This window comes from Citrobacter sp. MGH106, assembly GCF_001037495.1.
In the GTDB taxonomy this organism is placed as follows: domain Bacteria; phylum Pseudomonadota; class Gammaproteobacteria; order Enterobacterales; family Enterobacteriaceae; genus Citrobacter; species Citrobacter murliniae.
The window spans coordinates 509,530-521,150 of the sequence record NZ_KQ089822.1 but is presented as its reverse complement, the minus strand read 5'-3'; the positions used below and the strand labels follow the sequence as shown (position 1 = coordinate 521,150).

The window sequence follows — 11,621 nt, the reverse complement described above, 5'->3', positions numbered from 1 at the left end:
ATCTCTCCCCAGCTTTCCGCCACACTATCGACAGAGAAACGTATTAAGGATTTTGCATGTCAGAAAATGAAAACCTGCTGCTGAGATTGCGCCAGGGTGTAGACGGATATAGCCGGACACAACAGAAGCTGGGTGAGTTTGTGCTGAGCGATCCGGCGAAAGTTGTCTATCTGACGATTACCGAGCTGGCTCGCGAAAGCGACACCAGCGAGGCAAGCGTCACGCGCCTGTGCCGCACGCTGGGATGTAAGGGATATAACGAATTTAAGATGGCGCTGGCACTTGATCTCCAGCACGGACAGCCCGTAGAACACAGCGGCGATGAGATTGACAACGTGGTCAATGAATCCGTTCAGGCGTTGCAGGACACAGCAAAATTACTCGACAGAACATTACTGGAAGCAGCAGCCCTCGCACTGCACCAGGCGCAGTCGGTACAGATTTATGGCGTGGCGGCCAGTGCGATTCTGGGGGAATATCTACATTATAAACTTTTGCGCCTTGGCAAGCCCGCACAACTGTTCAGCGACATGCATCGTGCCGCCATGAATGCCACAACGCTTTCCAAAAACTCGCTGGTGGTGGCAATTTCCAGTTCAGGTTCCACTCGCGATCTGCTGCATGTGGTTAAACTTGCGCGTACACACGGCGTCCCTGTACTGTCGCTGAGCAATACGCCGCGCAGTCCGCTGGCTTCTCTGAGTGATATCCAACTGGTTGCAGCCAAACCCGAAGGACCGCTGAGCGCCGGGGCGCTGAATGCAAAAGTGGGCGTAATGCTATTAATTGAATTGCTCACCACATCACTTATTGCTTTGGATGAACAGTACAGCGATGTCAGTCAGCAAACCGCCAGTGCGACTCTGCCACTGCTACTTTAAAGACATAAAAAAACCCGCCGAAGCGGGTTTTACGTTAAGAGCTAAAGAACAGGATTAAGCCTGGCCTTTGATCTCTTTACGACCGTTGTACGGCGCTTGCTCACCCAGAGCTTCTTCGATACGAATCAGCTGGTTGTATTTAGCAACGCGGTCAGAACGGCTCATAGAACCGGTTTTGATCTGGCCTGCAGCGGTACCAACAGCCAGGTCAGCGATGGTAGCGTCTTCAGTTTCGCCAGAACGGTGGGAGATGACAGCAGTGTAGCCAGCGTCTTTCGCCATTTTGATCGCAGCCAGAGTTTCGGTCAGAGAACCGATCTGGTTGAATTTGATCAGGATGGAGTTAACGATGCCTTTTTCGATGCCTTCTTTCAGGATCTTGGTGTTAGTTACGAACAGATCGTCACCAACCAGCTGGATTTTGTCGCCCAGAACTTTGGTCTGGTATGCGAAACCGTCCCAGTCAGACTCGTCCAGACCATCTTCGATGGACACGATCGGGTACTGTTTGGTCAGTTCTTCCAGGAAGTGAGTGAATTCTTCGGAGGTGAATGCTTTGTTGCCTTCGCCAGCCAGAACGTATTTACCGTCTTTGTAGAATTCAGATGCTGCGCAGTCCATCGCCAGGGTGATGTCTTTACCCAGCTCGTAACCAGCGGCTTTAACAGCTTCAGCGATTACAGCCAGAGCTTCAGCGTTGGAACCCAGGTTCGGCGCGTAGCCGCCTTCGTCGCCAACTGCAGTGTTCATGCCTTTCGCTTTCAGAACTTTAGCCAGGTTGTGGAACACTTCAGAACCCATACGTACGGCTTCTTTCAGAGTTTTTGCGCCAACCGGCTGAATCATGAATTCCTGGATGTCGACGTTGTTGTCAGCGTGCTCACCACCGTTGATGATGTTCATCATCGGAACCGGCATGGAGTATTTGCCCGGAGTACCGTTCAGTTCAGCGATATGTGCATACAGCGGCAGGCCTTTAGCAGCAGCTGCTGCTTTGGCGTTAGCCAGGGACACAGCCAGGATGGCGTTTGCACCGAAGTTAGATTTGTTTTCAGTACCGTCCAGATCGATCATGATCTTGTCGATGCCAGCCTGATCTTTAGCATCTTTACCCAGCAGAGCCTGAGCAATCGGGCCGTTAACCGCTGCAACAGCTTTGGTTACGCCTTTACCCATGAAACGGGATTTGTCGCCATCGCGCAGTTCCAGTGCTTCGCGGGAACCAGTAGAAGCACCTGACGGAGCTGCTGCCATACCAACGAAACCACCTTCCAGGTGTACTTCGGCTTCAACAGTCGGGTTACCACGGGAGTCGATGATTTCACGACCGATGATTTTAACGATTTTGGACATTAGATTTTCCTCAGTACAAGTTAAACTAAAACTCCAGACAAACAATGCACCCGTGTGGGTGCATTGCCGTTCTAACTTTTCTACTTCTTACTTCGCCTGACGCTTCTGATGTTCACTAGCGGCTTTCACAAAGCCTGCGAACAGCGGGTGTCCATCACGCGGCGTGGAAGTAAATTCCGGGTGGAACTGACAGGCCACGAACCACGGATGATTCGGTACCTCAATGATCTCGACCAACTGATCATCACCGGAACGGCCTGCAACACGCAGACCCGCAGCTTCAATTTGTTTCAACAGCATATTGTTGACTTCGTAGCGGTGACGATGGCGTTCAACAATTGTCGGCGTGCCGTACAGTTGACGTACCAGACTCTCGTCGTCCAACTGACACTGCTGCGCGCCAAGGCGCATAGTGCCACCCAGATCGCTCTTCTCGGAACGGACCTCGACGTTGCCGTCTTCATCACGCCATTCGGTAATCAGGGCCACCACCGGGTACTTACAGTCTGGCACAAATTCCGTAGAGTTGGCGTTGTCCATCCCCGCTACGTTACGTGCAAACTCAATCAACGCAACCTGCATACCCAGGCAAATGCCCAGATAAGGAATATTGTTCTCACGCGCAAAGCGCGCTGTCGCGATTTTACCTTCAACACCACGGTAGCCGAAGCCGCCAGGGATCAGGATTGCATCGAGACCTTTCAGGATCTCAACACCACGTGTTTCGACATCCTGCGAATCAATCAGCTTGATGTTAACGGTGACACGATTCTTCAAACCACCGTGCTTCAGCGCTTCGATCACTGACTTATAGGCATCCGGCAGTTCAATATACTTGCCAACCATACCGATAGTCACTTCACCTGCCGGATTAGCTTCTTCGTAGATAACCTGTTCCCATTCTGACAGATTTGCTTCCGGACAGTTCAAGCTGAATCGTTTACAAATATAATCGTCCAGCCCCTGAGATTTCAACAGGCCTGGAATTTTATAAATAGAATCGACATCTTTCATTGAAATAACGGCTTTTTCTGGCACATTACAGAACAATGCAATTTTTGCACGTTCGTTGGCCGGAACCGCACGATCTGAACGACAGATCAGAATATCTGGCTGAATACCGATGGAAAGCAGTTCTTTTACGGAGTGCTGAGTCGGTTTAGTTTTGACTTCACCTGCCGCCGCCAAATAAGGAACCAGGGTCAGGTGCATGAACAGCGCGTGCTCACGACCAATATCCACCGCCAACTGACGAATCGCTTCCAGGAACGGCAGAGATTCGATATCACCGACCGTACCACCGATTTCAACCAGCACCACATCATGACCTTCGCCACCGGCAAGGACGCGCTCTTTAATCGCGTTAGTGATGTGTGGAATAACCTGTACGGTTGCGCCCAGATAGTCGCCACGGCGCTCTTTGCGCAGGACATCGGAGTAGATACGCCCGGTAGTGAAGTTATTGCGGCGAGTCATTTTGGTACGAATGAAACGCTCGTAGTGACCCAGGTCCAGGTCGGTTTCAGCGCCGTCTTCAGTAACGAACACTTCCCCGTGTTGGATTGGACTCATAGTACCTGGATCAACGTTGATATACGGATCCAGTTTCATCATGGTCACGTTGAGGCCACGTGCCTCAAGAATAGCTGCCAGGGAGGCTGCGGCAATGCCTTTACCCAGAGAGGATACGACCCCGCCGGTCACAAAAATATAGTTCGTTGTCATGCTGGACCTGAGAAGTTAGGGTGAAACGATGGAATAACCAAGACGGGAAAGTAGTATACCCGAACATGACGAGCGCCACAAACTTTCATTATTCCTCCTCTTCACCAGGCTCACATTAACATCGGGAGTGAGAAAATAGCCCCTTTGGGGTAAATGTTTTTGACGTAAATCAATCGCTTGTTATTTAAAAAATCACACAAATCGCCCTTGACCGACGAAATCCTTTAGAGATCAATTTCCTGGCGTTTTACCTGTTGCCAGACTTCTTCCATAGTTTCCAGATCAACTCCAGTCATTTCCAGACCTCGTTCAGCAACAATTCGTTCAACTTCACGAAAACGTCGTTCAAATTTCTCGTTGGCTTTTTGTAATGCAGTCTCTGCTTTAGTGCCTAAATGACGCGCCATATTGACCGTCGCAAACAGCAAATCCCCCATTTCCTCCTCCAGTTTAGCCTGGTCGACAACGGCCTGCTTCGCTTCGAACATCACTTCGTCGATCTCTTCGTAAACCTTATCGACAACCGGTCCTAGCGTCTTCCAGTCGAAACCAACATTTGAGCAACGTTTCTGGATTTTTTGCGCGCGCATTAATGCTGGTAAGCTGCGAGGAATATCATCAAGCGCGGAATGCTGCGCTTTCTCTGCACGCTCTTCGCTTTTTATTTGCTCCCAGCGGGTTAGTACCTCTGTACTGTTGCTGGCAGAAACATCGGCAAATACATGCGGATGACGACGCTCGAGCTTATCGCTGATAGCAGCACAGATATCATCAAAATTGAAACGTCCTTCTTCCTGCGCCATTTGGGCGTAAAACACCACCTGAAACAGCAGATCGCCCAGTTCTCCGCGCAGATCGTCGAAGTCTTCACGCGCAATGGCATCGAGAACTTCATAAGTTTCTTCGAGAGTGTAAGGGGCAATAGTGGCGAAAGTCTGCTCTTTATCCCACGGACAGCCGTTTTCCGGGTCGCGCAGGCGCTGCATAATACCGAGCAGTCGGTCGATTTGATTCATGTGAAGATCCTGAAAACGATTCAATAGACAGGCCGGATAAGACTTACGTCGCCATCCGGCGCTTTCATGATGCCTGATAGTGACGCCATTGCGTCTTATCAGGCCTACGAAGAAAAATTATCCACCGTGTAAACGACGCGCGTCGATCACATCGGGTACCTGATTGAGCTTGCCGAGTACGCGCCCGAGCACCTGCAGGTTATAAATTTCGATGGTCATATCGATAGTAGCAAGCTGCTGTTTAGTATCACTACGGCTGGCAACACCCAGCACGTTCACCTTCTCGTTAGCCAGAATGGTAGTGATATCGCGCAATAAGCCGCTACGATCGTTGGCCTGAACACGGACAACCAGCGAATACCCGGCAGAATAACTCTCGCCCCACACCGCGTCGACAATTCGTTCCGGCGCATGTGAGCGCAGCTCCACCAGTTGTTCGCAATCGGCCCGGTGTACGGAAATACCACGCCCCTGGGTGATAAATCCAACGATCTCATCGCCAGGGATCGGCTGGCAGCAGCGAGCGATGTGATGCATCAGGTTTCCAACCCCTTCAACCACGACTCGACCATCATCTTTACGACGGCTTTGCGGCGCATGCGTTTTCTGCTGAAGCTGTTTCAGCGCCGCCGCATCTTGTTCGGCTGCACTCGGCTTATTAAACTGCGATTGCAGGAAGTTCACCATCTGGTTGAGGCGGATATCTCCCCCACCAATCGCGGCCAGCAGTTCCTCAAGTTCGTTGAAGTTGTAACGCGGAAGCAGGTGTTTTTCAGCCTCTTTCAGACTAATGCCCAAATGCGCCAGTTCGTCATCGAGGATCTGTCTTCCGGCCAGAATATTCTTGTCCCTGTCTTGTTTACGGAACCAGGCATGAATTTTCGAGCGGCCACGACTGGTAGTCACATAACCCAGGTTAGGGTTCAGCCAGTCACGACTTGGGTTTGGCTGCTTCTGGGTGATAATTTCAATTTGATCACCCATTTGTAGCTGGTAGGTAAACGGCACGATGCGTCCACCAATTTTGGCACCAATACAACGGTGTCCCACATCACTGTGAATGTGATAGGCAAAATCAAGCGGCGTGGAGCCAGCGGGTAAGTCCACGACATCACCTTTTGGCGTAAAGACATAAACCCGATCGTCAAAGACCTGGCTGCGCACTTCGTCCAGCATTTCGCCGGAATCCGCCATCTCTTCCTGCCAGGCGATCAGCTTACGTAGCCACGCAATCCGATCTTCATGACCGGAGCGAGCCGCACCTGACGCGGTGCCCTCTTTGTACTTCCAGTGCGCTGCGACGCCCAGCTCCGCATCTTCGTGCATCTGTTTGGTACGGATCTGGATTTCAATGGTTTTACCGCCTGGCCCCAGCACAACCGTATGGATTGACTGGTAACCGTTAGGTTTCGGATTCGCGACGTAGTCATCAAACTCATCAGGCAGATGGCGATAGTGGGTATGAACAATCCCGAGCGCGGCATAGCAGTCCTGCAGACGTTCCGCCACGATACGCACGGCGCGCACATCGAACAGTTCATCAAAGGCCAACTGCTTTTTCTGCATTTTGCGCCAGATGCTGTAAATATGTTTCGGGCGACCGTACACTTCCGCTTTAACGCCTTCAATTTTCATTTCAGAGCGCAAATGTCCGACGAACTCATCAATGTAGTGTTCGCGATCGATGCGGCGCTCATGCAGCAATTTGGCAATGCGCTTGTATTCTTCCGGATGCAGGTAGCGGAAGCAGTAATCTTCCAGCTCCCATTTTAACTGCCCGATCCCTAAACGGTTGGCCAGCGGAGCATAGATATTGGTGCACTCTTTTGCCGCCAGTACACGTTCATCTTCCGGTGCGTCTTTCACTTCACGCAGGTGCGCAATACGTTCTGCCAGTTTGATGACCACACAGCGGAAGTCGTCCACCATTGCCAACAACATGCGACGGACGTTATCGACCTGTTCTGATGAGACTGAGTCGGTATGCGTTGCTTTAAGCTGGCGGATCGCCGCCATATCGCGTACACCGTGGATAAGATTGACGATAGACGTGCCTACGCTTTCACGCAGAGTATCTTCGCTAACCACGCTGGCATCCGCCAGAGGAAACAGCATTGCAGCCCGCAGTGTGTCGATATCCATACTCAACATAGAGAGTATTTCCACCATTTCCACACCACGCCACAGCAGCAGATCCGCATCCGGATGCCCCTGTGTTTGCTGCAGGCAGTACGCCCAGGTTTCGGCTAAGCGTTCACACGACTGCTGGCTGGAGATCCCGAGACTCGCGATCCATTTCTTTGGATCAAACTCACCAGCTTTATTTATATGTGCACTTCTTACCGCAACCATCGTCCTCTCCTTAAGGGGCCAGGCCTGTCGAAGTCGACAAGCCATACCCACTGTCTTTCAGGCTGCATTTTTGTTGGCTTCTGACAGACTCAATGCAACCCGAAATTCATCGGGTAAAATATTTATTACAAACGCTCAAACAGGACCATTGATTCCAGATGTCCAGTGTGCGGGAACATATCGAGCATCGCCAGTCGTTGAATGGCATATCCCGCGTTAAGTAACGCTTCGCTGTCACGAGCCAGCGTAGCAGGATTACAGGATACATAAACAACGCGACCAGGTTTTAATTTTATAATATGTTGCATCACGCCTGCAGCCCCCGCACGCGCAGGATCGAGAAGGACTTTATCGAACCCATTTTTCGCCCACGGCTGCCTAGTGACATCTTCCTCAAGGTTTTCATGAAAGAATGTCACATTGTGTAATCCATTATTCAGTGCATTTTCCCGGCCTTTTTCCACCAGCGCAGGCACACCTTCAACCCCCACCACACTTGCAGCTCGTGCTGCCAGCGGCAGCGTAAAATTCCCCATACCGCAGAACAGATCGAGCACGCGATCCTCAGGCTGCACATCCAGCCATTCCAGTGCCCGGGCCACCATTTGTTGGTTCACCCCTTCATTGACCTGGATAAAATCACGCGGGCTGAAGGTTAAACGTAGTCCATTTGAGTCGTACCAGGGCGATTCCCCTGAGATTGATTCAAGTATCTCGCTTTGTGGAGCCAGAAACAAAGACAGTCCCTGGGAATGCGAAAAGCATTCCAGTTTTTCTTTATCGGCTGCACTTAGTGGTGCCGTATGCCGCAGAATCATCAGGGTGCCGTTACCCGCCAGCACCAGTTCAACATGACCAAGATGCCGAAGCCCTTGCAAACTCTCCAGGCACGCCCTGATGTCGGGCAGCAGCGCCTCAAGTTGGGGCACCAAAACAGGGCATTGCTTCACATCGATAATGTCGCTGGAGCCGGATTGACGAAATCCCATCTGCAACTGCTGTTCTTTGGGTCGATAGTTCAGACTTAAACGCGCCCGACGACGATAACCCCACGGAGTGCCAGAAATGACTTCTGAAACCTCACATTTCATCAAACGTGACAGCGCCGCACTTTTACTTCGCTGCTGCAGATGAATGCTTGCATGCTGCTGCTGGCAGCCGCCACACACACCGAAATGTGGGCAACGTGGCACTTCACGATCCGAACTGTCGTTTAAGCGACGTTTGACTTGCGCTCGGGCAAACTGTTTTTTATCTTCGGTTATTACGACCTCGGCGCTTTCCTGGGGCAATAATTCCGGTATAAACAGGGCCTTCCCGTTATGGCGAGCTACGCCCTGACCAAAAGGATCGAGGTCATTGACAGTAACGGTTATGATCTGACGCGTCGTCACGCGTCGCTTTGCAGAGTAGAATTGCGCCATCGACGAGATATTTCTCTATTTAACAGTGTGACCCTAATTGTCCCATAACGGAACTCCATGACCAACTACAGCCTGCGCGCTCGCATGATGATTCTGATCCTGGCCCCGACCGTCCTGATTGGTTTGCTGCTAAGTATCTTTTTTGTTGTGCACCGCTATAACGACTTGCAGCGTCAACTGGAAGACGCGGGTGCCAGCATCATTGAGCCACTTGCTGTCTCCAGCGAATATGGCATGAACTTGCAAAATCGGGAATCCATCGGCCAGCTTATCAGCGTGCTGCACCGCCGCCATTCCGATATCGTGCGGGCAATTTCTGTCTATGACGAAAATAACCGATTGTTCGTCACATCAAACTTTCATCTCGATCCATCGGAAATGCAGCTTGCTACCGGCGAGCCGTTTCCCCGCAAGCTGAGCGTTACCCGGCTCGGGGATATCATGATCCTGCGTACCCCTATTATATCGGAAAGCTATTCTCCGGATGAATCTGCCATTAGCGATGCGAAAAATACGAAAAACATGCTGGGATACGTGGCACTTGAGTTAGACCTCAAATCAGTGCGGCTACAACAGTACAAAGAGATCTTCATCTCCAGCGTTATGATGCTGTTTTGTATTGGTATTGCGTTAATTTTCGGCTGGCGTCTGATGCGTGACGTCACCGGGCCTATCCGCAACATGGTGAATACCGTCGACCGTATACGAAGAGGGCAACTCGACAGCCGGGTAGAAGGATTCATGTTGGGTGAGCTGGATATGCTGAAGAATGGCATCAACTCAATGGCGATGTCTCTCGCCGCCTATCATGAAGAGATGCAGCACAACATTGATCAGGCCACCTCCGACCTGCGTGAAACACTGGAGCAGATGGAGATTCAGAACGTCGAACTGGATCTGGCGAAGAAGCGCGCCCAGGAAGCTGCGCGCATTAAATCTGAGTTTCTGGCAAACATGTCGCATGAACTGCGTACGCCGCTTAATGGCGTCATTGGTTTTACACGCCTGACGTTAAAAACTGAGTTAAACACCACGCAACGGGATCACCTGAATACGATTGAGCGCTCTGCCAACAATCTGTTGGCTATCATCAATGACGTTCTCGACTTCTCCAAACTGGAAGCAGGTAAGCTGATTCTGGAAAGTATCCCCTTTCCTCTGCGCAGTACGCTGGATGATGTCGTAACACTTCTGGCACACTCATCCCATGATAAAGGGCTTGAGCTGACGCTTAATATTAAGAATGATGTGCCAGACAATGTAATCGGCGATCCGCTGCGCTTACAGCAGGTCATTACCAATCTGGTCGGGAATGCCATCAAATTTACCGAGAGCGGTAATATCGACATTCTGGTCGAGAAACGCTCCCTCAGTAATACCAAGGTACAAATCGAAGTACAAATCCGCGATACCGGCATTGGTATTCCGGAACGAGATCAGTCCCGTCTGTTCCAGGCCTTCCGCCAGGCGGATGCCAGTATTTCACGACGCCACGGTGGCACCGGGCTGGGGCTGGTGATTACACAAAAACTGGTTAACGAAATGGGTGGGGATATTTCGTTCCATAGCCAGCCGAATCGCGGCTCCACTTTCTGGTTTCATATCAGTCTCGATCTCAATCCTAACGTTCTCAGTGAACGCTCACCAACCCGTTGCCTGGTCGGTAAACGGCTGGCCTACGTTGAACCCAATGCCACTGCAGCACAATGCACATTGGATATATTAAGTGAAACACCGCTGGAGGTGATTTACAGCCCGTCATTCTCCGCGCTGCCAGCGGATCATTACGATATTTTGCTACTCGGCGTACCCGTTACTTTCCGTGAACCGCTCACCATGCAGCATGAGCGACTGGCAAGCGCTGCAGCGATGTCAGATTTCCTGTTACTGGCGCTTCCTTGCCATGCGCAAATTAACGCGGAGAAATTAAAACAAGGCGGCGCTGCGGCGTGTCTGTTAAAACCACTTACCTCAACCCGCTTGCTGCCTGCACTCACGGAGTATTGTCATCTGAATCAAAGCGCAGAGCTGCTGCTGATGGATGAGAGTAAAATTGCCATGACCGTCATGGCTGTGGATGACAATCCGGCGAACCTCAAACTGATCGGCGCATTGCTGGAAGATAAGGTGCAGCACGTCGAACTGTGTGACAGCGGACATCAGGCAGTAGATCGCGCCAAGCAGATGCAGTTTGATCTGATTCTGATGGATATTCAGATGCCGGATATGGACGGTATACGCGCTTGTGAACTGATCCATCAACTTCCTCATCAGCAACAGACGCCAGTTATTGCCGTAACGGCACACGCCATGGCCGGTCAAAAAGAGAAGCTACTCAGTGCCGGAATGAACGATTATCTGGCGAAGCCAATCGAAGAAGATAAGCTGCATAATCTGCTGTTACGCTACAAGCCCGGAGCAGTTGCGTTGACCCGGGCGATTGCCGTTGAACCCCTTGAGCCAGTCGTCAACCCGAACACCACGCTCGACTGGCAACTGGCATTAAGACAAGCCGCAGGGAAAAACGATCTGGCGCGCGATATGCTGCAAATGCTGATCGATTTCCTGCCTGAGGTTCGTAACAAAATTGAAGAACAACTGGTAGGTGAAAATCCCGAAGGCCTGGTGGATTTGATTCACAAACTGCACGGCAGCTGCGGCTATAGCGGCGTTCCCCGTATGAAGAACCTGTGCCAGCTCATTGAGCAGCAGTTGCGCAGTGGCACCAAAGAAGAAGATCTGGAACCTGAATTTTTAGAGCTTCTTGATGAAATGGATAACGTCGCGCGAGAAGCGAAGAAGATGTTGGGATAACGGTTTAACTACCCGGCGAGCTTAGTGCCGCCGGGTAAATCGCCGGATAGCGGCGT

At 51.2% G+C, this 11,621-nt stretch carries 7 protein-coding genes; 2 read left to right on the top strand and 5 right to left on the bottom strand.

All coding sequences use genetic code 11. The features are described from left to right. Nucleotides 1–56: 56 nt before the first annotated feature. On the top strand, nt 57–881 hold the full coding sequence (locus SK36_RS02335) for a MurR/RpiR family transcriptional regulator (RefSeq protein ID WP_045446859.1): 825 nt from the start codon (nt 57–59) through the stop codon (nt 879–881). Nucleotides 882–935: 54 nt separating this feature from the next. Here the strand turns inward: SK36_RS02335 and eno are convergent, their stop codons facing one another. The 5 genes from eno to rlmD all read right to left on the bottom strand — a co-directional run bounded on the left by eno (nt 936) and on the right by rlmD (nt 8,751). Next, the gene (gene eno / locus SK36_RS02330) at nt 936–2,234 is read right to left on the bottom strand and encodes a phosphopyruvate hydratase (protein WP_045446862.1); all 1,299 of its coding nucleotides are present in this window, start codon (nt 2,232–2,234) and stop codon (nt 936–938) included. A gap of 87 nt (nt 2,235–2,321) precedes the next feature. Continuing rightward, nucleotides 2,322–3,959 (bottom strand): glutamine hydrolyzing CTP synthase, encoded by a 1,638-nt coding sequence (pyrG, locus tag SK36_RS02325; RefSeq protein WP_045446865.1) that lies wholly within the window; start codon nt 3,957–3,959, stop codon nt 2,322–2,324. Between the two features lie 224 nt (nt 3,960–4,183). After that, nucleotides 4,184–4,975 carry a nucleoside triphosphate pyrophosphohydrolase gene (mazG, locus tag SK36_RS02320; RefSeq protein WP_048220657.1) on the bottom strand — a complete coding sequence of 264 codons (792 nt, stop codon included), beginning with the start codon at nt 4,973–4,975 and terminating at the stop codon, nt 4,184–4,186. Nucleotides 4,976–5,092: 117 nt separating this feature from the next. Further along, nucleotides 5,093–7,327, bottom strand: coding sequence for a GTP diphosphokinase (gene relA / locus SK36_RS02315; RefSeq protein WP_045446871.1), 2,235 nt, complete (start codon nt 7,325–7,327; stop codon nt 5,093–5,095). A 125-nt stretch (nt 7,328–7,452) separates the two neighbouring features. After that, nucleotides 7,453–8,751: a 23S rRNA (uracil(1939)-C(5))-methyltransferase RlmD gene (gene rlmD / locus SK36_RS02310; RefSeq protein WP_048220656.1), complete on the bottom strand. Its 1,299-nt coding sequence runs from the start codon at nt 8,749–8,751 to the stop codon at nt 7,453–7,455. Between the two features lie 57 nt (nt 8,752–8,808). On the opposite strand from rlmD, the gene barA reads away from it, so the two are divergent. After that, nucleotides 8,809–11,565: a two-component sensor histidine kinase BarA gene (barA, locus tag SK36_RS02305; RefSeq protein ID WP_045446877.1), complete on the top strand. Its 2,757-nt coding sequence runs from the start codon at nt 8,809–8,811 to the stop codon at nt 11,563–11,565. The last annotated feature ends 56 nt before the right edge of the window (nt 11,566–11,621 follow it).

Coding starts and splice junctions, on each gene's coding strand:
- SK36_RS02335 (WP_045446859.1), top strand. CDS start 57: ATGTCAGAAAATGAAAACCTGCTGCTGAGATTGCGCCAGGGTGTAGAC.
- eno (WP_045446862.1), bottom strand. CDS start 2,234: ATGTCCAAAATCGTTAAAATCATCGGTCGTGAAATCATCGACTCCCGT.
- pyrG (WP_045446865.1), bottom strand. CDS start 3,959: ATGACAACGAACTATATTTTTGTGACCGGCGGGGTCGTATCCTCTCTG.
- mazG (WP_048220657.1), bottom strand. CDS start 4,975: ATGAATCAAATCGACCGACTGCTCGGTATTATGCAGCGCCTGCGCGAC.
- relA (WP_045446871.1), bottom strand. CDS start 7,327: ATGGTTGCGGTAAGAAGTGCACATATAAATAAAGCTGGTGAGTTTGAT.
- rlmD (WP_048220656.1), bottom strand. CDS start 8,751: ATGGCGCAATTCTACTCTGCAAAGCGACGCGTGACGACGCGTCAGATC.
- barA (WP_045446877.1), top strand. CDS start 8,809: ATGACCAACTACAGCCTGCGCGCTCGCATGATGATTCTGATCCTGGCC.